At 38.2% G+C, this 22061-nt stretch carries 14 protein-coding genes and 3 pseudogenes; 3 read left to right on the top strand and 14 right to left on the bottom strand.

What is annotated here, in order from left to right:
* The first annotated feature begins 163 nt into the window (after window positions 1–163).
* Together V471_RS06100 and V471_RS06095 are read left to right on the top strand one after the other, a co-directional pair.
* Complete coding sequence (locus V471_RS06100) at window positions 164–1429, top strand: threonine/serine exporter family protein (protein ID WP_002891300.1); 1266 nt, start codon at window positions 164–166, stop codon at window positions 1427–1429.
* A gap of 366 nt (window positions 1430–1795) precedes the next feature.
* On the top strand, window positions 1796–5302 hold the full coding sequence (locus V471_RS06095; protein ID WP_084871244.1) for a KxYKxGKxW signal peptide domain-containing protein: 3507 nt from the start codon (window positions 1796–1798) through the stop codon (window positions 5300–5302).
* A gap of 140 nt (window positions 5303–5442) precedes the next feature.
* Here the strand turns inward: V471_RS06095 and V471_RS06090 are convergent.
* The 4 genes and pseudogenes from V471_RS06090 to V471_RS06075 form a co-directional block, all read right to left on the bottom strand.
* A pseudogene (locus V471_RS06090) lies at window positions 5443–6275 on the bottom strand (metallophosphoesterase family protein).
* A 50-nt stretch (window positions 6276–6325) separates the two neighbouring features.
* A complete protein-coding gene (locus tag V471_RS06085) occupies window positions 6326–6649 on the bottom strand; it encodes a hypothetical protein (RefSeq protein ID WP_084871243.1) in 324 nt (107 codons plus the stop codon).
* Window positions 6650–6782: 133 nt separating this feature from the next.
* A complete protein-coding gene (locus tag V471_RS06080; RefSeq protein WP_084871242.1) occupies window positions 6783–8798 on the bottom strand; it encodes a M13 family metallopeptidase in 2016 nt (671 codons plus the stop codon).
* A gap of 246 nt (window positions 8799–9044) precedes the next feature.
* Window positions 9045–9374 carry a bacteriocin immunity family protein gene (locus tag V471_RS06075; protein ID WP_049527987.1) on the bottom strand — a complete coding sequence of 110 codons (330 nt, stop codon included), beginning with the start codon at window positions 9372–9374 and terminating at the stop codon, window positions 9045–9047.
* Window positions 9375–9883: 509 nt separating this feature from the next.
* Here V471_RS06075 and V471_RS06070 point away from each other — a divergent pair.
* Window positions 9884–10921 carry a S66 family peptidase gene (locus V471_RS06070; RefSeq protein ID WP_084871241.1) on the top strand — a complete coding sequence of 346 codons (1038 nt, stop codon included), beginning with the start codon at window positions 9884–9886 and terminating at the stop codon, window positions 10919–10921.
* Between the two features lie 47 nt (window positions 10922–10968).
* On the opposite strand, the gene V471_RS06065 is transcribed toward V471_RS06070, so the two are convergent.
* The 10 genes and pseudogenes from V471_RS06065 to V471_RS06025 all read right to left on the bottom strand — a co-directional run bounded on the left by V471_RS06065 (window position 10969) and on the right by V471_RS06025 (window position 21969).
* Complete coding sequence (locus V471_RS06065; RefSeq protein ID WP_084871240.1) at window positions 10969–11556, bottom strand: DUF1648 domain-containing protein; 588 nt, start codon at window positions 11554–11556, stop codon at window positions 10969–10971.
* On the bottom strand, window positions 11546–11821 hold the full coding sequence (locus tag V471_RS06060; protein WP_002891308.1) for an autorepressor SdpR family transcription factor: 276 nt from the start codon (window positions 11819–11821) through the stop codon (window positions 11546–11548). The genes V471_RS06065 and V471_RS06060 overlap by 11 nt, the downstream gene beginning before the upstream one ends.
* Window positions 11808–12527, bottom strand: a complete 720-nt coding sequence (locus tag V471_RS06055; protein ID WP_229040015.1) for a YhfC family glutamic-type intramembrane protease — start codon at window positions 12525–12527, stop codon at window positions 11808–11810. The genes V471_RS06060 and V471_RS06055 overlap by 14 nt, the downstream gene beginning before the upstream one ends.
* Before the next feature lie 248 nt (window positions 12528–12775).
* A complete protein-coding gene (locus V471_RS06050) occupies window positions 12776–17545 on the bottom strand; it encodes a glycoside hydrolase family 70 protein (protein ID WP_084871238.1) in 4770 nt (1589 codons plus the stop codon).
* A 512-nt stretch (window positions 17546–18057) separates the two neighbouring features.
* A pseudogene (locus V471_RS06045) lies at window positions 18058–18243 on the bottom strand (ASCH domain-containing protein); the annotation flags it as partial.
* A gap of 134 nt (window positions 18244–18377) precedes the next feature.
* Window positions 18378–18449, bottom strand: a pseudogene (locus V471_RS11430) (MFS transporter); the annotation flags it as partial.
* Window positions 18450–18456: 7 nt separating this feature from the next.
* On the bottom strand, window positions 18457–19548 hold the full coding sequence (locus tag V471_RS06040; protein ID WP_011681382.1) for an MFS transporter: 1092 nt from the start codon (window positions 19546–19548) through the stop codon (window positions 18457–18459).
* On the bottom strand, window positions 19545–20864 hold the full coding sequence (kwcM, locus tag V471_RS06035) for a KxxxW cyclic peptide radical SAM maturase (protein ID WP_084871237.1): 1320 nt from the start codon (window positions 20862–20864) through the stop codon (window positions 19545–19547). Before kwcM ends, V471_RS06040 begins: the two co-directional genes overlap by 4 nt.
* A gap of 69 nt (window positions 20865–20933) precedes the next feature.
* Window positions 20934–21026, bottom strand: coding sequence for a KxxxW-cyclized peptide pheromone (locus V471_RS11215; RefSeq protein WP_084871236.1), 93 nt, complete (start codon window positions 21024–21026; stop codon window positions 20934–20936).
* A gap of 106 nt (window positions 21027–21132) precedes the next feature.
* Window positions 21133–21969 (bottom strand): Rgg/GadR/MutR family transcriptional regulator, encoded by an 837-nt coding sequence (locus V471_RS06025; protein ID WP_084871235.1) that lies wholly within the window; start codon window positions 21967–21969, stop codon window positions 21133–21135.
* Window positions 21970–22061 lie beyond the last annotated feature (92 nt).

The raw sequence follows: 22061 nt of genomic DNA, 5'->3' as shown, positions 1-22061 counted from the left end.
CTACCAATAGCAAGGCAAAAGGCAAGCCCTCCATTTTCCTGCCCCCTATCATTAAGTAGAAGAAAAATCTCATAGAAAGTCCTATTTTAGTCGTCAAAGCTATTGAAAAACCACCATTCAAGCCTTATAATGGAATGACGAATTAAGTGATAAGGAGGTTCAAATGACCATCGATTTTCCAAGAGAGACAGAAATAGAAACCAAAAATGAAATGGATGCCGTCCTTCAGGCAGGCCGTGTCCTTATGGAGAGCGGTGCCGAGATTTACCGTATCGAAGACACCATGGGACACATGGCCAAGTCTCTTGGTATCAGAGACTTCTCCACTTATGTGGTCAATCGAGGAGTCATGATTTCTGGACTCAACCGCTCAGGTCTTAAAGAGTCTCGTGTCCTAGCTACCTCAGTCCCGTCTATCCATCTAGGTAAACTAGAGGAAGTAAACCGCCTGTCTCGAGAACTGGCAGAACAGCCAAATCAGCCTGTATCTAGCATTTTCCAAAAGCTGAAAACCATTGAGCAGAAGACTTTCTATCGTCCTTTAGAGGATATTATAGCCTGTGTCATTGGTGCAGGGAGCTTCTCGCTAGCCCTTGGAAGTAGCTGGATTGATGGAACTGCTGCGGCTATATCGGGAGTTTTTGTAGGGATTGGCATGCAACTCTTTTCCCGTTTTATTCATACCAGTTTCTTGCAGATTATCCTTTCTAGTGCCATTGCCGCTTTATCAGCTAACATTCTCTATTATTTGGGTATCGGGCAACATCGTAGCGTGATTATTCTGGGCACCTTGATGATTTTGATTCCTGGGGCTTACTTTGTAAATGCCATTCGAGAATTCACCCAGAACAACTACTATAGCGGTCTGGCCCTGATGTTGTCAGGGGTCTCCACTTGTCTATCTATCTCTGTCGGTGTTCTTGCCATGATTTCCATCCTCCCCTTTGCGGAACAGTTATCAGGCATATTCTCAACACCGTCAACCTCATGGCTGGGGGTCTTGATTCAGACCTTCATGGCAGGACTTGGGACAGCAGCCTTCTCCGTGCTTTACCGAGTGCCTAAGAAATACTTCTTAGACCTTGGGACCCTAGGTGCCGGCTCATGGCTCCTCTACCTCTTGATTTGGAACAATACCCATCACGAGGTCCTCGCCATCCTCTTCCCAGCCCTATTAGTCACTATCACCTCACGCTTTTTGGCCCACTACCGTAGATGTCCAGCTACAGTCTTCCTAGCCTCAAGCATGTTCCCACTCATCCCAGGGATGAGCTTCTACCGTGCGGTCTACTTCCTCTTAATCGGAAATGCAGACCTCGGCCTCAGCTTCCTACGAGCTTGTTTCCTGGCCTCATTTACCATCGCCATCGCAGTCAGTTTGACACAACAAATCCCTAGCCGCTATTTTGTACTAGGGAAGAAAAAATAAATTGTTGAAAGCCATTGGTTTTGTATGCCAGTGGCTTTTTTGATGACGTTCTAAAATCAGTGAATAGCATATTAAGAATATCAAAAATACCCTACTCAAGGATCTATCCGCTGCTAACTTAAAGCAAATACATCATTAACTCTCTTTAATGAAAATTCATCATTCATATACTATCAGTTTTGTTTTGAGTAGAGTTGGAAAGAGTTTATACAAAAAGCAAAAACGCTTACATAATTCTTTGATTTTATTAAAATGTGATGATAAACTTGATATGTAAGCAATAGAACTATAATACTAACTTAATTTTACTCATGAGTTAACCATATCCTTGCTAACATTGTTCAGTTTAATGAAAGGAGCATTATCATGGAAAAGAAAGTATACTTTAAACTTCACAAAGTAAAAAAGCAATGGGTAACCATTGCAGTAACTGGTCTAGCTCTAGGACTTAGTTTTGCAAGCTTGGGCTATGTGTCCGCAGCTGAACAGACTCACCCCACCTCAGAACCAACTGTTGAAAACAGCATCCAAGAAAACGCAATTGATGTCGTAAGCTCGTCAACTAATGAAGTTATTACTAAACCAGAAGAAAACAAATCTTTCGACGCCCCCAATACAAGAGAAAACATCACTGAAACTACTTCTACTGAATCTGACCTAAGTACCACTGAAGCAACTGTTCCAGAAACAAGTACTTCTGAAATTAACTCTCAACAAGCTCTTCGTTCGGAAGTCTCTACTGTTACTAGCAGTGAAGTCGTAAGCTCTGAAACATCACATTCTGAAACAAATACAGCCCATGAAGTAGAAGAAAGTCCCGTAATATCCGGCGGTCATTACACTAGCGATGATCAGGGCAACTGGTACTATATTAAGGATGGGAAAGCACTTACTGGTATGCAAAATATTGATAATGTGAATGTCTACTTCGATGCCGATGGTAAGCAAGTCAAAGGAGACACCCGTCATGTTAATGGAGCAACATATCACTTTGAGAAAGATAGTGGACGACTTACCCGTAATGCTTTTGCATCTGATAAGAATGGAAATTGGTACTATTTAGGCCACGATGGGAAAGCACTTACTGGTAGCCAAGTTATTGACAATATTCCACTCTACTTTTACCCTAATGGTGTTCAAGCTAAAGATGCCTTTGTCATCCTAGATGGAAATTCCTATTATTTTCAAAAAGATACTGGCCAATTGGTTCGTGACCGTTTTTGGTCGGATGACGACGGCAACTGGTACTATAGTGATAAAGAAGGGAAACTTCTAACAGGCGAACAGACTATAGATGGCTTCGACATGTATTTCTACCCAGACGGTGTTCAGGCCAAGGGTGAAATCGTTACAATAGGTATCGAACCCTATTACTTTGATAAGGATAGTGGTCATAAGGTTATAAATACCGACATCACTATTAATGGAAAAACTTACCACGCAGAAGCTAATGGACTTTTGATTGAAACTGAGCAGAAACTTCCACAACTTCCACTTGTTTCTGGTGGCCATTTCCAAGAGGATTCCTCAGGGAACTGGTATTATTACACCGCAACAGGAGAGAAACTAAGAGGATGGCAAAATGTAGATGGAGTAACTCTTTACTTTGATGAAGAAGGTCGTCAAGCGAAAGATGGCGAAAGAATCATAGACGGCTTCCATTACTATTTTAGTCACTATTCAGGTGCTGTAAAAACCAACTATTGGCATACTTGGTCTATTGAAATCAGAAGATGGGAACCATTTGCAAAAACGTATAACATCTATTATGGTTCTGATGGTCGACGTTACTATGGATGGCATCGAGTTGGCGATCAACTTTATTATTTTGATCATACTGGTCGAGTTGAAAATGCTCTTACTACCTTCAAAGGACAAGACTACCTCTTTGATAATCATGGAAAATTGGTAAAAGATGCCTTTTATATTCAGTCATTACGTGTCTTTGCTGGAACTTTAAATACTAGTTATCGCTCCAATAAATTTGGTCAAGTACTAACCGGAGAACATCATATTAATGGTGATGACTACTATTTTTCAAATTCTGGTTCAGCAGTCACTGCTATTGTCACAAAAGGTGGCAAGGATTATTATTATTTTGAAGGTAAACTTCTGAAAAACTATCTCGGACCTTTACTCGTACGTCAGTATATGGATGATTATACTTACTACCATGGCATCGTAGGTACAGATAAGGATGGGAGGGTACTTACTGGTGTTAGCACTGCAAATAATGGTAAACTCTATTATTTTGAAAATAAAGGAGATATTTACCATGAAAGATATATCCCCCAAATGGTTACAGTTACAACACCTACATGGAAAACGATTGATGGTAAGCTATACCACTTAGAACCTAGCATAAACAGAACTTACAAATCTGGAAGAAGCCGAACCTATACCGTCAGAGAAGAAGTAGACATTATTAACCACGGAGTACGAACAAAGACCGATAAGATTAAACGTATTATTGATGATGATTTTGGTAATCTATACTATCTTGATGAAAACAATGATTTTTACATCGGACATCTACTTCCAGAAAACACAGATTTAACCAAGATTGAAGAAACTGTAATTCAAAGTGACAATAAATTCTATGCTTTCAATAGAACAAGTTCGCTTTCCGAAACTTCCCCTCTTACAGTTTCCAAGACCTTAGTTTACAATAAAAAAGCCTACCTCATTGATGATAAAGGAGTAGCGACCGAAACTAAACTAACAAATCGTTTCGAACACGATGATGCATGGAATTGGTACTACTTTGATAACGAGGGAAAAGCTGTCACCGGACTCCATTCAATAGATAATGTCACTCTATACTTTGATAAAGAGGGCAAACAAGCTAAGGGACGACTTGTCGAAATTGACGGTCAAACACATTATTTCGATAGAGACAGCGGAGCTATGTGGACTAACCGAACACTTGAACTTAATGGTATTCGTTATGTCATTGACCAAAATGGTTATGTAACGATGAACAAACCTGGACAATTTATTCAAGATAAAGATGGTGATTGGGCTTATATTAAAGAAAATGGACAGTTAGCCACTGGACTTCAAATTATTAATCATCAAAAATACTACTTTGATCCAACTGGAAAACAAGCCAAAGGAAAACGACTTCTGCTTGATGGAAAGTACTATTTCTTCGATAACGATACTGGTGCTATGTTCGTAAATAAATTCCATGAAACAGGCGATTACTTTTCTAAAAAATATACTTATTTTGGCGAGGATGGAAGCCAGATATTTGGTTGGGCAACTATTGACGGTAAACGTGTTTATTTTAAAGAAGATGGCTACCAAGTTCGAAATGATACATACAAGATAGGTGGTTTCGATTATTTCTTCAAAAAAGACGGTAGTATGCTTGCTAATGATATTGACGGCAACTACAAATACTATTATGCTGATAAGGACGGTCATCTACAGTTCGGGTGGGTTAATCACAATAATGAAACCTACTATATTAGCCCACCATGGGGAGCTGAAGACCGAACATATCTAAAAACTATCAATGAAAAGACCTATCTTTTGGGCCCTAAAGGACGACTTCTAAGGAATACAGCTACAGACACCTCGACCTCTTGGAATGGTTTCTGTATCTCTGATGAAAATGGAGTTGTAAAAACAGGTGTCATTCGGTTAGAAGATAATAGGCTTTATTATTTCAACCCTGAAATTTATATGACTACTCCTTTTAGTGGCGAATGGGCAGAGTTTGATGGTAAACTTTATCATTTTGAAATGCCGATATCAGTTAGTCCATACTCAAAAGGTTCTCCAATTACCACTAACACTACGCTTGAAAAAGATGGAAAAACCTATATTATTGACGAAAATGGCGTAGCTACAGAGAAAAAGGATTAATATCAAACTAACAACTGTAAGCATTTAAAAATACCTCATTTTTGCCAAAATGTATTCAAAAACACCAGAAATCATTTTTTCTGGTGTTTTCTTTTTGTCTAAAACCTAGTAAGGCTACCGGCAAAATCTCTATCATCAATCTACTTCAAGTCAAAATATTTCTTGACATCTTTAGCATAGCCATACTGTTGATTTAAACGCTCGAGCAAGTTTTTATTATGGCCTGGATAATTGTCATTTCTTCGTAATTCTTGATAAAGCTCGATATAAGGCAACTGTTTGTCTTTGGCTAACTGCAACTCTGCTTCATAAGCATAGGCAATCTTTCGAAATTGGAGATTAGTAACACCATCTTCTTCGACATCGATTATGGCATACTGAGCCCTATGATTTTGCAGGGTGACCAATCAAAATAGGGCATCCCAATCGTACCAGGATTAAGAATCTGTTGCCCCTTACTACCATAACGAAGCAATTGCTTATGCACATGACCGTAAATCGCCATATCTGTTTGATCATCTAATAACTGATCAAAATGACTGGTATCATTAGCTGGACGTAACTCACCTCCGTAGTTCTTCTCCGGTAAGTGATGCGTCAAAGAAAAACGAATCCCATTGATTTCCTTCTTCAAAACCAGAGGCAGAGAACGTATCCAATCAACATATTCAGTATCCAATTCTTCCATCAAGTACTGGGTAAGTCGCAAGAGCTGAACTTCTTGTGGATTCTCCAGACCATATTCCCCATCTAAAGCCTCCAAAACACAATCATCCCAATTTCCTCGAACGGTAGCTGTTATCGGGATAGAAGACAGAAGCTCAAAGAGTTCATTTCTTCCTGGTCCAGGTAATATAATATCCCCCATTAACCAATATTCTGTTGCACCCAACTCTTGTGCATCCTTAATAACTGCTTCAAGAGCTGTTGTATTCCCATGAATATCTGACAAAATTGCAATACGATGTTTCATCTATACTCCTTTACTGATGGTCTACTAAGTTAAAACTAATATAAGAACAACTATTCTTCCTCACCATCACCCTCATACAAACATGCCACCAAACGTTCAAAGGGCTCTATATACTCCCAATAGTCAAAAGGGAGATTTGAGATTTTACTTAAATCATTTTCATCAAAATGATACACGAGATGGCGTAGTATTTGATTTTCAATATAATGAATATCTCTCAACTGCTCTAGGCTGATTGTATCCAGTTCTATGATGTAGTGACACAAATCATCAAGTGCTTTTACGTCAAATTTTTTCTCCTCGTGTAGGAAGTAGAGAAAGCTCTGATTCTCACCTCTTTTATTATCTTCTATCAGATTCCTTTTATGCATCATTCTTGAATCCTTTCCTTAATAGCACCATTATAACACTAGAAAATGATTCTCCAAAGCGACAACATAAAAAGAGAATCTGGGATGTTTCCATTCCAAATTCTCTTATTCTTGATTAGCAAAGTAGCAAGACTTTTTACCACAAACTAATGCGTTTGCTTGGTGCTAAGTACATGTCGTCTCCTTCTTTGATTTGAGGGTAGGCCTCATAAAACTCAGGAAGGTTTTTAAGTTGTTGGTTAACACGTAACTCATTTGGTGCGTGGACGTCTTGTACCATGGTATATTTATTGTACTGTAGGCTGGCCTTTTGTTTCCAGATATCTGCGTAGTTCTCAAAGTAATCCTTGAGGTTAGGTTTTGTCATATCTGTTTTGAGAACTTGTAGTGTGGATGAGAGACCACCAGCATCTGCGACATTCTCAGTGACTGTGAGTTTTCCATTTACCTTAGTCCCGTAAATTTCCAACCCATTCCACTGGTCTTCAAAGGCTTTGATCCTCTTATCGAAAGCTTTAGTATCTGCTTTTGTCCACCAGTTATGCATGTCGCCGTTCTCATCATAGTCGGCACCATTGGAATCAAAGGCATGGGTAATTTCATGTCCAATCACGACACCGATACCACCATAGTTCTTTTCAGTACTTTGATTTTTGTCATAAAACGGCGCTTGCAAAATGCCAGCTGGGAAGTTGATGCTATTGCTTTCTGGGTTGTAATAAGCATTGATATCAAAAGCAGAACCTGACCATTTATTCTTATCAATAGGATCATCAAAATGATCAATGGTATAACGTTTTCCGAACTGGGCAATATCTTCTGACAGTTCAAAGAAGGACTTGTTAGGGTCAAGATGTAGTTCCTTAGTACCAGGATTGACATCTTCCTGATAACCTACGAAAACCTTCATTTTATCCAACTTTTCGATAGCCTTGTTGCGTGTGCTTTCCGTCAACCAATTATTCTTTTGGAGACGGCCACGATAGACATTTTTGATTTTATCAATCATGCCTGTCACATCAGTCTTTGCTTCCTCACCAAAGTATTTACGTCCATAATAGACACTCATGACATCACTAAACAGATGGACACTCATCTCGTAAACCGTATCTTCCTTAGAAACTGGCTTCTGTGTACCCATAATAGCCATGCTAATCGATGCAAAATTCAAGCGGTAATCTTCTGTCAGAGAATTTGAGGCTGCCATAGCTTCTTGCACCAAGATCCATGATTTGATTTTAGAAAAATTGTCCTGATTGACGATCTTACTATAATTCTCAAAATACTTGGTATTAGGGACATTGATGGTTTCTAAATCACGTCCCATAATGCCTTTAATGACATCATATAATTTGAAGGAACCAGAGTAGGCATTAATCTCTTCTGCTGTTTTAGGGTGAACCAAATTCTTACTTTCAGACATCTCTTCGTTACTGAGACTGTACTTAGCAATGATTTCGTCGAACTCCAGTGCTTCTTTGACAATGCGTTTACTATTTTTTTCGCTATATCCAAGCATTTCCAAGGCTTTTTGCGTGGCTGTTTCAATTGGAGTTAAATATTGTTTCTTGCTGGCCTCGTCTTTATAAATAGACACATCTGGCAATAAGATACTTGGGGGACTCAATTGGATTTGTTTTTGGCTAGTATTCTCTGCGTTAGTTCCTACGTCATAACCAAATGGAAGAGGAATCCCTTTATCAGTCAAGCTAGCAGATTTACTGGCCAAATCATTAAGATCTTTGATATCCTCAATTTCTTTTAGATAAGGTTTGAGAGGTTCAAGGCCATCTTTCTCACGTTGCTTGTAATCACTAGCAGCCTTGTAGAATGTAATAAACTCAGACATCCCTGTAATATCTGACGTTTCCTTGCCCTCCCCTAAATTTTTGATATCCTTCTTTAGTTTTCCTTTGATATCTTCATCTAAAGTATAAAAATTATCAATGCTTGGAGAATCAGCAGGAATTTTGGTTTTCAGGAGCCAGTCCTTGTTAACAGCTTGGTAAAAATTTGAGGCTACCGTAGCATTCTTGTCAATCGGTGTCTCTTGTGGGACAAAGGTTTTATAAGCCCAAAAACCACCTCCTGCAAGAGCCAAGGCCAAGGCTCCCGTTATGGAACCAAGAATAATTTTCTTACGCTTTTTCATAGATACTCCTTAGAAAATTAGATTAATATACTTGTATTATATCATTAGAACACAAATTTTAGCAAGCTGTTTTTGGGAGACAAAAAGAAGTAATCAGACGATTACTTCTCTTTATTTTCTTAAATAGCTAAAATTAGGTATCATGACACTCAAGATAAGAACAATAAAAGATCAACTAAATCCAACTTAGCAGGTTGAATTCAGTTGATCTTTTTGGTCATTTACTAATCATCACAAGCAGATAAATCATTTAAAAGACAAACTGCCGAGTGATGTTAATCCTCTTGCTAGATTAATGTTACGCTCTGATTTTTCTTGGAATTCTGTGAGAGTCTTACTCAAGTCACTCACTCCAGAACTCAGTGATTTCCCTTTAGAAAGATTGCTGACTGCTAGAGCTTGAATAGCTCTACATAATTCTGCAAGAAGTTCATTATTATCCTTCTTCCCAACTTCTATTTCATTTTTATACGTTACGAGCAACTCTCTTTCATTTTCAGTTGTTTCTGGATTTACAATAAGATTATAGATAGTGTTTAAGATATCCGTAATTTGGTTGTTGTTACTTTTTGTCATCTAGATTACCTCCTATAACCTGTAGCAAGATTAGGTCGAGCAAGTGAATTAAATTGGTTAATTGTTTGTGTTGTCATGAGCAACGACCTCTTTTAATAGTTCGCTGTGACATCATTATACACATCTAGCATATCAAATTCAAGACTAAAAATATCCTTCTGCCACAAATGGTCCAAATTTAGCACAAACAGACAAAAAGAAGTAATCAGACGATTACTTCTTTCAGATTAAAGAAAAAGTCCATTTTAGGCAACTTTCTTCAATCTGTTTCTTTTAGAGTATAAAGTGAAAAACTCTTATAAATTCCATTACAGCAATATTCCTAAGAGATTTAACGACGTGGTAACTAACTTTTAAAAGGGCTTGCCTATATTCTGAAGTAAGCACATCGAGCGGTTATTTTTCTATTACTTTATTGACATAAAATCATATGTCTAACGCTATTCCTTATATTTTTCTATCATTCTTTATGATACAATAGCATCAATTTATTTCTAGGAGGATAATATATGGCTTCTACTATTGGTATTGTTAGTTTGTCTAGTGGCATTATCGGAGAAGACTTTGTCAAGCACGAAGTGGACTTGGGGGTCCAACGACTCAAAGACCTGGGACTCAATCCTATTTTTTTACCTCATTCACTAAAAGGCTTAGACTTTATCAAAGAACATCCCGAAGCTCGTGCAGAGGATTTGATTCAGGCATTTTCTAATGATAGCATCGACATGATCTTATGCGCCATCGGCGGAGATGATACCTATCGTTTATTGCCCCATCTTTTTGAAAATGACCAACTACAAAAGGTTATCAAACAAAAGATTTTTCATGGTTTCTCAGATTCAACCATGAACCATCTCATGTTGCATAAACTAGGAATCAAGACTTTTTACGGCCAATCATTTCTAGCAGACATTTGTGAGTTAGACAAAGAAATGTTGCCATATAGCCGCCACTACTTTAAAGAATTGATTGAGACTGGAAAAATCTCAGAAATTCGCCCTAGTAACGTTTGGTATGAGGAACGGACTGATTTTAGTCCCAAAGCCTTGGGAACACCTCGTGTCAGCCATGCAAATACAGGTTTTGACTTGTTACAAGGCAATGCTCAGTTTGAGGGAGAAATCCTCGGTGGTTGTCTTGAGTCTCTCTATGATATTTTTGACAACTCTCTACACGCAGATAGCACAGACCTCTGCCAAAAATACAAACTTTTCCCTGACTTATCCGACTGGGAAGGAAAGATTCTATTGCTAGAAACAAGTGAAGAAAAGCCTGAACCTGATGATTTCAAAAAGATGTTGTGGACTTTAAAGGAAACTGGTATATTCGAGATCATCAGTGGACTCTTGGTCGGGAAACCTATGGATGAAACCTTCTATGACGACTATAAGGAGGCTTTAATGGACATCATTGATAGCAATATCCCGATTGTCTATAATCTGAATGTCGGACATGCCACACCAAGAGCGATTGTTCCCTTTGGAGTTCACGCGTATGTAGATGCAACAGAGCAAGTCATTCGCTTTGACTATCACAAAAAAAGCTGAGATGAATTTCTCAGCTCAGATTGAAGTAATCAGATGATTACTTCTCTTTATTTTCTTAAACAGCGAAAATTGGGTAACAAGATACTCAAGATAAGAACTATAAAAATGCCTAAAACCATAATTGTAGTATAGGGATTAAAGCAGAGACTTATTAGCAAGGCAAGACTTATTCCAATCATTAGGTATCCCAACTTTCTCACTACTGATTTACTGCTCTGGTTATGATTTTTTGTAGCCAAGCCAATGCTTTTAGGAAGATAATTTCCAATCACTAGAAAAATGAGTGCTACTAACCAAATCACAGTCAAGCGAACTTGAACATGGCCTCCTAAGGCAACAGTCAATATAAGACCTTGGATAAGCACAGCAGAAATTGGGACTAACCATAGCATAAACTCTTTTAAGAATGGAATCGTTATTTGTTTAAAGAATGAAAAACAGAGATTATATATGATTAACGCAAGAAAAGGAAGTGCAACAATTGCTAAATTGCGATTCATAAAACCATTGGCTTGCTCTTCTACATTAAAGTGGATTGCAATCTGATTTGGTAGTTGTTTGTAAAAGACTAGTCCGATAATAACCGGTGTAAGTATCACTATATTACCAATGACTCTTTGCATATTATTTTTCATCTTCTTTTCCTCCAAGTGATTGAATCCAAGTTAAAATTTCTTCAAAAACGGTCAAGTTCAAACTATAGTAGATAAAATTCTTCTGCTTTTCTTCTTCAATAAGCCCAGCTTTTCTCAGGGTAGACAGATGATGGGAAACTGTTGCGGGAGCTAAGTCAAACTGCTGGCTGATTTCACCAGCGGACTTTGGTCCAGACTTTAGATAGTCTAAAATTTCTCTCCTCACAGGGGCAGAGATGGCTTTTAAGGTTTCAGATAAGCCCATGAGTTCCCTCCTTTCTCCAAATCCGACGTGTCAGAAGTCCAATACCTAACACATAAATAGCTAAAATAAGTTCGATTAGTAAGAGATTGCTGACTATCCCTAGCTGATAAGCACCTGCCAAAAAATCAATGGCAGCATGGAGTATAATCGCCCAGAAATAGAATGAAAGCTTATGCTTAGTGACTGCTAGAAAATCCCAAGCTGTAAGCAAGACTTGTAACACCAAGGCAACTAGTCTTTCAAAGAGAGACATAAGCACAGCAAAGCCCGTTAATTGGTTGACCTGACTCACAAGAGTTGAAGGTAACTCACTGGCCTGCCCTGAATGGATGGCCTGTAAAACAATGATGTTAGTGAGTAAGCCCATCACTCCAAGGAAGATAAATTCACTAAGACCATGTCCAAAACCGTAGGCTACAATACCAGACGTCATCAAACTTCTTTTCTTTGCAAGTACCTTAAAAACCAAATAGCGAGTTGTTTCTTCAACAAGGCCAGCCATAAGCCCTCCATAAATAATGGTGAACCATTTAGAAGAGTGACCAAAGCTTGAAAGAACTAGGGCATTGATAGGTCCTTCAATCATCATGACAGGTAAGGCAAAACCAATCAGACCGACTAAAAAAAGCTTGATTGAAAATTGCCATCTTTTCTTCAGAACGATAAAACTAATGACGGCGATAACCAACATGGTAAGAATTGCCATAAAAAGGAATGTTTCCATTTGATTTATCCTTTCATTGAAACGGAGCATCAATACGACTTAGGTCAGAATACCTATTTCTATACTTTTCGAAATAGATTCTACGCTTTTCTGAAAGCACTGTCAAGGCTATTTCGAAAAAAATCGAAATAGTGATACAAAAAAAGACCGTTTTCACGATCTTTCTTCTTGAGAATTTTCCCTCATTCTCGGCTGTGTGTTCTCTGGTCAGTCACATGAGCTACTACTGCTTATCTTCCTGGGACATATTCGCCAGTGTTAGCATCGTAATAACGGCGTTGACCGTTAACTGTGACGTAGGCACCTTTAACTTGACGACCTGATTGATCAAAGTAAAGGTGTTGGCCATTGATGACTTGTTCGCCTGTTACGGCATAACCATCTGCTCCAAAGTAAGCCCAGACGTTAGGCTCGATTTGAGCAAAGCGGTTAGTTACAGGTTGACCGTCGTTTTCGTCATAGTACTTGTAACGACTGCCGACCTTAACAGCCTTGCCTTTGTATTGGATACCATTTTCGTCAAAGTAGTATTCCTTGCCATTGATGGTCCACTTGCCTTTAAGAGCTTGGCCTTCAGTGTTGAAGTAAGCCCATTGATTTGGTGCAATCTCGGCAAAGCTGCTTGTGACAAGGGCTCCACTATTGGCATCATAGTAATAAGTCTTACCATCTTCGACAATGGTTTTACCTTTGACTTGGATACCATTTTTATCAAAGTACTTAAGGTATCCATGATCAGCACGAACTTGGCCGATAGCCAGTGAACCGTCTTGTTTGAAGTACATCCACTGGTCATCACCAACTTGGAGGTAGCGTCCGCTAGCAAGAATACCTGATTCTGGCTCATAGTAATACTTAATGCCGTTTTCCTCGATAATTTCACCCTTAGCTTGGCTACCATCTTCCTTGAAGTAATAGAGGTGACCATCAATGTATTGACGTCCTGTGACACGGTTACCTTCTTTATCAAAGTAGTTCCATGCCTTAGTTGCTGGGTTGTAGACAAAGATGCTGCGTCCGATTTCACCTGCTGGTGTGATGTAGCGAGCCTTACCATTTTCAAAGATAATAGAATCTGCACGATTGCTGTAGGCCGTACCAACACTACCATCTTGGTTAAAGTAATAAGTCTTACCATCAATGACACGTGAACCAGTCACAGTATTACCGTCAGCGTCAAAGTAATAACGTTTACCTGTGCTGCTGTCTGTCGCAAAGACGTTACGTCCCATGTCACCAGTTTCAGCAACATAGTAATGCAATTTGCCATCATCTGTACGAACAACGCGATCCTTAGCCTGGATACCAGTTTCACGGTCAAAGTAGAAATGGTGGCCACTCCAATGAAGGTTACCCACTACCATTGTTCCTTGAGTCGTAAAGGCACGAACCTGCTTATGTTTGTCATCAAAATCAACGAAGGCATTCTTAACCATTGCGCCGTCTAGACCGTAATAGTAGGTATAGCCGTTGCTAGCACGACGAAGGGCGTTACGCAATTGGATACCATTGTCAAAGAAATAGTAATCCTTGTTATTGATGTTTTGGGCACCCTTGGTCATCTTACCATCAGCACCGAAGTAATACCAGTTACCGCTACCATCTTGAACAAATTCATTCTTAACGGTTTGGTTATCACGAAGGAAGTAAACGTCTTGTCCACGACGTTGGAAGACTTGAGTGCTTGTGATGGCACCTGTGTCACGAAGTGGTGTTGGCAATAGTTGGCTGTTGGCTGAAGTATTGAAGTACTGGTTGGTCTTATCATCACGAAGAACAAAGTTGATGCCTCGTCCAAGGATGTTGGTTCCGTTGAAGTACTTAGCAGACCATTTGGTAATCTTTTCGTTCGTAGGTAACTGCTTACCATTTGAGATTTGTACACGATTGAAAATAGATGGGTACTTAGCTTTTAACTCATCAAGGAAGGCACCTCCGTACTTGCCTTGATAGTCTGTACCATCTGTGCGGGTATTGGCCACATAGGCTTGGTCAACAATTTGGTAGCCCGCCTGATGATAACCGTAACCATTTACACGTGTAGCGTTAACTACTTCTTTACCAGGAAGGTTATAGATTTGGTCTGGCACCCAGTCAGCAATGGCTTGAATACCGTCTTTGTGCAGAGCTCGAAGGACGTTAAGGAGATCCTCAAGTGAGCCGTACTTGTTATTTTGACTCAAGGCCATATCATAACGGTCATCAAAGGCATAACCATTGTCAATCGTTGAATCAAGGAAGGTACCATCCTTACTTGAAACGTACTGTGGTGGAAGTCCAACAGACGTAATACCCCAAGCTTTGAGCAAGTCAGTGTTCTTAGCCAAGACACGGTTCATGTAGAGTTCTGGCTGATCGTCCGCAAAAGCTTGGAAGTTTGAGAAGGCTTCATACATAACTTGAGAATCAAGAGCTGCTGAAGACTTATAAACTTGTCCGTCACTATTGGCACGGTTACTTGGCTGTGTACGTGCGTCTTGGTTAGCCTTAGCCCCGACTGGTACCCAGACACCGAGGTAACCTGATACTTGCACGTTTTCCACACCAAAAATATCATTGGCATTGAAGGTCAAGTTTCCGTTTCGGTCTGTTCGCTTAAGAAGGTTTGAAGGGACATCAGAATCATTTAGATAGGTCTTGATACCATCTTTGGTTGTCAAAAGCAACGGACGGTAAAGCTGATTACGGTGAGCTCTACCCATGTTCATCGTTACAGTTTCATTTCTACCCAAGCGGAAATCGTCCTTATTGGTCAAAATGACACCCATTCCTTGTGTACGGGTTTCAGCAGTTCCCCAATCAGTGCTGTTATTAGCACCCTTACCATAACGAACAGAAGTCAAGAGATTACCATTTCCAACTGTCTTATAGTCCATATCTTGACCACCGGCTACATACTTGATACGGGCACGTAAAAGGGTGTCGATGGCATCAAAGTAAGGCGTCTTCTTGGCCATATAGTGACCATCCTCACGGTAGAGGTCTCCATAATAAACACGTGTTACAGAGTCCTTGTTGGTCAACATGAGGGCATAGACAGATGGCAAGTTGTAAGACGCATAAGTTTTATGAGCCTTATCAATATCCTCATTGTAAATCTCGAAGGCTTTCTTGATTTCATCACGAGTGAAATTGTAGCCAAACACATTTGGATTGATACGAGCGTGAATGATACGTTGAATAATGGTTTGAGCTTCAGTATCGTGGGCACGGGTGAAAATATAGTTGGCCATACGTTCACCGTTCTTATCGTTAGCACCTCGTGGATTCAAACTACTATTCATAAAAGCAGTCATGTCCCCAAGCTGCATACGTGTATTTTTATCACGCATCAAAAGGTTGGTAAGAGCATTACGAAGGGCATTATCAATCGGTAGTTGTGCCCCCTTAGTGTCCTTGTTGTAATATGGGTCGTTGTAAGACCACGCTTCCAAGTATGACAAGTGTTTGATCGCATTGGCTTCAGACTTGTCAACACCATAGGCTGCTTTGAAGTAATCTGAAGCGATCTGGAGAAGGTCAGCATCCACATCGTCCACGGCATCGACACGCAAACCGTCAAAGTTGGCTGTTGGGTCATTGGCCATGATACTTCCGATATTCATCATAAAGTGGAGCCAGTTAAGTTGCTCTGCCTGAACAGCTGGGTTTGAGTTATCAATATCGTTGGCAAGCAAGAACTCAAGACCACCGATAGAATTGTCCTTGAAGTACTTACGTGTACCCGTCTGGTTAGTCGGTGTGCGGTTAAGCAAACGATAGTCAGAGTTGGCGTGGCTCGTACGGTTGCCAGTATCACCCTTACTGTTGTTAAAGAGCAACTGTCCACCTTGCAAGTGGTCATATGAACTATTTTCAGTGCTACTATTCCAACCTGGCTGAGTCTTGATGAACTGGTCAATACTTGTACGCAACCAGTTGGTATTGCCCTCACGAGCGATACGTTCTTCAATCTTAGTCTGAACCATCTTGGCAGCTTGGTCTAGACTTTCCTGGCTAGAGTTGGTTGAAAATGACCCTGCACCAAGACCTTGATTTTGCATGTAGTTAAGGTAGTTAACCTGAGTTGACTTGTCAGGCCACCAAACCATCAAGAGTGGACGTTTGTCAGCCTCAGTTGAAGTCGTCCAAGTCTTACCATCCTTGAGAATACTCTTTGGACGGTACCAAGCATCCGCTGTGATGAAGGTGTCCAGTTGGTCCAAAGATTTGTCATCGTTTTTGTAGAGCTGGTTTCCAGATGAAAAATCCACAGTCGCCTTGATAGGTTCTGTTGAAAATTCATCCTGTGACTTAGTCGCAAGAGCCCCTGTTTCAGCATCAAAGTAATAAGACTTACCGTCTTGCTCAAAGACGAAGTTCTTACGCACACTACCGTCACTATTGACATAGTATTGTTTGCCGTTGATCCATTGGATACCAGTCGCTGTGTTGGTGTTGGCTTCTCGAGTTTCTGCCAAGTCACGGCGACTACGTGTACGAGCTTCTGTACTTGCCGTATCAGTTGTTGCTGCACGGTCTGTAGTAGCTACACGATCCGTTGCAGTTACTGAAGCGTTAGTGTTAGTGTTAGTATTTGTATCTGTAGCTGTGGCGCTAGTATCTGTTGCAGCAGGTTGCACATTTGTACTTGGTGCTGCTTGACCTGAGTTAGTTTGCACTGTCGCTACGTTTGAAGCAGATGCTGCTGCCCTATCTGTAGCATTTGTTGTCGTGCTAGTCGCATCTGCGACAGGAATGGCCACGCTCGCAGTATTAGCATCTGCTGAGATAGTTGGCGCTACAGTAGTAGCTACATCATTAGTTGTAGCAGGTGTTTCTTGAAGCAAATCCTGACTGCTATCACTCGACTGATTTGCAGGATTTTGCTCGTCGGCCTGAACCTGTTGATCCGCCAACAAAGTTCCACCAGCAACGGTAACCATTGAGAGTGCTGTCACCCCAATAGTCACCCAGTTCTTCTTCACTTTATGCATTTTAAAGCGTACTTTTTGTTCCATAATATTTACCTTTTTCCCTTATATTATTTCCATCATAAGCTATTTGACAAGGGAATACAATTACAAAACTGCAATATCAGCTTAATGTAGACGCCTTTCTTTTATCAGAAAGTTGGTCTAAATGAGGTTGCTCCTAAACTAGAGATGGCATAACTAACGATAATCATTAGGCTAGGGACTTTTCAATAACTCCTCCCAAGCCTACAAAATTAATGTAAATTTAAATAAAAAAAGCACCTGAACGACTGGTCCAAGTGCTAAAAACTGTTACACCGCTATAAGGAGTTACTGCTATCATTTCATAAGCCAAGGCAAATCTTCCTCTAAAATCAAAGAGGCTGGGACAAAAGTCCTAGCCTCTCAATTGTCTTTGGATTGTCGAGCAAGACGCAGTGGTTGAGTGGGCTCTACTACGCTGATTTCATCAGCTTTTACAGCCCTACTCAATTGTGCGGAGGTGGGACAGAAATCGAATTCTAACGAATTACCGATTTCTGTCCCACTCTCATGTTCTATAATGGATAAACCTTGCGAAATTCTTCTAAAACAACCTTGCTGTTAGGTGTAAAAGTCATTCCTGCCTCTCTCAGCCACTCGACGAAACAGTCCTCATGAACCTGACGCCAATAGGCTAGGGATTTGTCACCTTCCCCTTCCTTATAGGCATGATCAGCAGACACTTGACGGAAGGGCTTCATCCGCTAGAGTGTAAAGATCGTAAGCTGAAGCAGTTGTTTTTTATCTGCTAAAATACTACCGTCATTAGCCCTACCAGTAGGACAAATAACCATAACTGACATATACTTAATACCAAGCATATCATTCAATCTTATACTCTAAAGAAAATATCTGCTAAATTTGCAAACAATTGTGCTATCAATAATTTGGCAAATGAATTAGAAATACAACTTTTAAGTTCTTTTCTCTCTGTTAGAAAATGAATAAGATACTAAGCAACAAAGAGCTACTATACCAAATATTAAATAATTGCTCCTAATACTAAAGTTATCAGCAAAAATACCAGCTAGGAAATCAGCTAACATAAAACTAATCGAAATAAACAAATTATATACTGACCATGATACTGCTCTATTTTTTTCTATTGACATATTAAATTTATAATAAAAATGATTATTGTAGTTGGAATTAAGAACACGCATTAATAAAAGGATTATAATTTGGATGATTAGATTAGTTTGAAAAAACATGAGTATAGCTAATACTGGTAACATCAAGCTTACTTCAAACTTAATTTTTAGATAACTCCCCAAAGCCATAGATATATTAAACATAAATAGTATAATTCCCAGCATATCTAGTGAAAGTCCCTGTTCATTTAAGAATATCCCTGCATAAGAATTGCTAATCATAATTAGAGTTGAGAATGCTACTCCTAATATTATTAATAACCATGGAATATTTTGAATATTATCGAGACTAAAAAATTTTTGTTTATTATTTTGTTCCTTTTTAATCTCGGGTAATCCTATTAAATATAATAGACTGAAAATTACAAATACAATGGATATAATAATAGGATAAATATAATTCCTATGCAATAAAGGTGGAGATATAATCGTAATAATAGCAATAAAAATATATTTTAATGTGTTGAGATTTTTCAAAAATGATTTATATACAACTTCGTCATCAATTATTTCAAAATTATAAGAAATAAGAACTCCTGAAGATAATGATTCTGACAATCCAAAAAATATCGCTGAAATATATATTATATTTGATTTTCCAAACAATAGGCCCCATAATGCTAAAATTAATAATAAATTTGAAATAGCCAAAATTTTCTTGTAACCAATCTTACTTGAAATATAACTTAAAGGAATATCAAAAACTGAACCACATAGCTCAGTAATAACTGATAAAGTAGCTATTTCTGTGAACGAAAAACCTAAGTGCTTTAATAGTAAAATTCCTACAAAGTAGTACGGTAATCCAGATAGAAACATATTCATTCCGTATAAATTAAAAATCTTCTTACTCATAAGTTACAAACTGGGTCTCTAAAATATTTTGGACTCTTCTCCTTAATCAAGTTAACATAGAAGCCACCCTCGCAAATTTTTAACAATCCACAAGATAAACACTTAGAATTCTTCGTTCTAAAAGAACGAATCCCTCCATACAACGGATCATCATACCAAACATCTAACAAATCTTTTTCAAAGGCATTCTGCTTAGTTTGATTAACTCCTAAAAAAGCAATGCAAGGCAAGATATCCCCATTAGACATTATTTCCATCTTAGTATATTTTGCACGACATCCATAATACATTTCGTCAAACTCTGAAAATTCAATTGAATTATTTATCAACTCCGGATAAGCGGTGAAAAGATGACATCCCTCAGTAGCAAAATTTAAATTAGCTTCCCGTTGAGTTATATAATCTGTAACATACTCATTCAACCTTCTCAAATCAGCTAAATCGTATTTTTTCTTTATTTTCGTATATCCTGTTACCTCAGAATAATTAGCTACTGAAAATCTATCTATTTTATTCTCTATACAAAAATCAACCAATTCTATAATCTGCTCATAGCTTTGCTTTGTATACACTGCATTAATTCTACATTTTTTTCCAACCTCTTTAAAGTACTTCGCTAATTTAATTTGTCTATCAGGTCTCACCCCCATTAATTCAAAATTTAATTTAGGATCTAAAGTCTGCAAAGATAAAACCGGTGTAATATATTTAGATTTAACTAGAATTTCCACTGTACTTTTCTTTATTAATTGGGCATTAGTTGTTATAGTAGTCTTTATCTTCAGTTCTTCACAAGCTATCAACAAATTATCAATATCAAAATATCTAGTCGGTTCCCCTCCTAAAATTGAAACACTTAACACTCCATTATCTTTTGCTTGGCGCAAAATTCTTTCCCAATCTTTAGCAGGTTTGGCATTTCTATCTTCACGATTTGCTAAAAAACAAAAACCACATTTTAAATCACAGTACATACTGGGGTATATTACTAGTTCAAGCGGAAAACTCAATATGTTATGTTTTTTTAATTTTGCTACATGCTTTCTCGCATTTTGAAGAGTCTCGTCAGGATTTTTCGATGATCCCTCAATATTATTATCAGAATAGATATTTAATAAGAGTACTCGCTCTAGTTTTCCTGCTTTTATTTCTTTCTTAAAAAAGGACGTAGCAATTTCAAAACCATGATTTTGAACCAAATAAAGAAAATAAGCTTCACTCTCATCTAACTCAATTCGGTCAAAAGTTACTTTATTTATCAAAATTCCACCAAACTTTTCTAGTCTAAATAAAAAATCTTCTGAAATTGTCATCATATTGAATACCTTTCTAAAAAAGCAGAGGAAAATATAGCCTCTGCTTAACTTATGGGATAAATTACTTTATCACTTCCAGCCGTCACCTTTTGCCATCACCTTCCAGCCGTCACCTTTTGCCATTGAACTAGACTCAAGGACTTTTTCAAGCTCTTTAGACATATTTGGTACTCCTTTCGAATATGATACTGTGATTATATTCCTTTTCAACACTTACAATAAAATATTCCCATATTTGCATTTTCTAACTACTAGCTAAAATATTTTCTTAATGTCCTTCATAAGTCTTTGCTAAGTGATGACTTCCTGCTAATTTCATCGCTCCAACACACTTCTTCATTTCAATAATTGCTTTCACATTTCCATCCTCTTTATATTGATAAAGATTTTGTGCATACTTAAAGACTAAACGTTCATATACTTCTGTCTCAATAAAAAAGCATTGATTTAGCTGCTTTTCAAAATATAAAGCATCCATAAATTTTTCTCTTTCAACACATGTAATATATCCATTTAAAAGCATCGTTGAAATTAATCGTCTGTTATTTGGAATTTCTTTGTAAAAATCAGAACGCCTAAACATTTCTCTTGCTAAGACCATGAAAACATCATGATTTAATACATCTAAAGTATTCGAGAAAATCAATAACTCATAGTACCCCCAGTATTCTACACTAAAGAGATAATCTGTTAAATATGTCAAATCATCCTTTGTATAGTAAGTTTCTCCTGATAAATCCTGTAGACGAATTTTCAATAAAATAATATTGATTTGATGAAATTTTTCTCGCCTATCTTCCAGTTCCATCTGAGAATAAAGTAATTTTTTCATACCTTCTACGTCACGTGTTGACACAAAATGACGTACTTTCGATAACAGTTCGTTTAACTCATCTCTATGAAAATCATGGACCGCATACATAAATTCATCTATTGGCATATTGATTTCATCTAAAATAAACATGAACTTTGAAATCGTTAAATCTGTTTCTCCTTTCTCAAATCGAGAGAGCTGAGACGTTGATATACCAGCCTTTGCGACGTCTTTTAATCGTAATCCTCTCGATTCTCGAAACTTTTTAAAAATTTCTCCAAATTTTTTCATACTACACCTCCATCACGCATATATGGGAATAATTTTCATTTGCTTTCATCATATCATACAATAAAGAAAAACAAAAGTGAGGATTATCACAT

It is taken from the genome of Streptococcus salivarius (assembly GCF_002094975.1).
Taxonomy (GTDB): Bacteria; Bacillota; Bacilli; order Lactobacillales; family Streptococcaceae; genus Streptococcus; species Streptococcus salivarius_D.
This window is presented reverse-complemented; position numbering and strand designations above follow the sequence as displayed.

What these genes read in the sequence shown, in the direction of transcription:
- V471_RS06100 (WP_002891300.1), top strand. Translation starts at nt 164, where the DNA reads ATGACCATCGATTTTCCAAGAGAGACAGAAATAGAAACCAAAAATGAA.
- V471_RS06095 (WP_084871244.1), top strand. Translation starts at nt 1,796, where the DNA reads ATGGAAAAGAAAGTATACTTTAAACTTCACAAAGTAAAAAAGCAATGG.
- V471_RS06085 (WP_084871243.1), bottom strand. Translation starts at nt 6,649, where the DNA reads ATGATGCATAAAAGGAATCTGATAGAAGATAATAAAAGAGGTGAGAAT.
- V471_RS06080 (WP_084871242.1), bottom strand. Translation starts at nt 8,798, where the DNA reads ATGAAAAAGCGTAAGAAAATTATTCTTGGTTCCATAACGGGAGCCTTG.
- V471_RS06075 (WP_049527987.1), bottom strand. Translation starts at nt 9,374, where the DNA reads ATGACAAAAAGTAACAACAACCAAATTACGGATATCTTAAACACTATC.
- V471_RS06070 (WP_084871241.1), top strand. Translation starts at nt 9,884, where the DNA reads ATGGCTTCTACTATTGGTATTGTTAGTTTGTCTAGTGGCATTATCGGA.
- V471_RS06065 (WP_084871240.1), bottom strand. Translation starts at nt 11,556, where the DNA reads ATGAAAAATAATATGCAAAGAGTCATTGGTAATATAGTGATACTTACA.
- V471_RS06060 (WP_002891308.1), bottom strand. Translation starts at nt 11,821, where the DNA reads ATGGGCTTATCTGAAACCTTAAAAGCCATCTCTGCCCCTGTGAGGAGA.
- V471_RS06055 (WP_229040015.1), bottom strand. Translation starts at nt 12,527, where the DNA reads ATGGCAATTCTTACCATGTTGGTTATCGCCGTCATTAGTTTTATCGTT.
- V471_RS06050 (WP_084871238.1), bottom strand. Translation starts at nt 17,545, where the DNA reads ATGGAACAAAAAGTACGCTTTAAAATGCATAAAGTGAAGAAGAACTGG.
- V471_RS06040 (WP_011681382.1), bottom strand. Translation starts at nt 19,548, where the DNA reads ATGAGTAAGAAGATTTTTAATTTATACGGAATGAATATGTTTCTATCT.
- kwcM (WP_084871237.1), bottom strand. Translation starts at nt 20,864, where the DNA reads ATGATGACAATTTCAGAAGATTTTTTATTTAGACTAGAAAAGTTTGGT.
- V471_RS11215 (WP_084871236.1), bottom strand. Translation starts at nt 21,026, where the DNA reads ATGTCTAAAGAGCTTGAAAAAGTCCTTGAGTCTAGTTCAATGGCAAAA.
- V471_RS06025 (WP_084871235.1), bottom strand. Translation starts at nt 21,969, where the DNA reads ATGAAAAAATTTGGAGAAATTTTTAAAAAGTTTCGAGAATCGAGAGGA.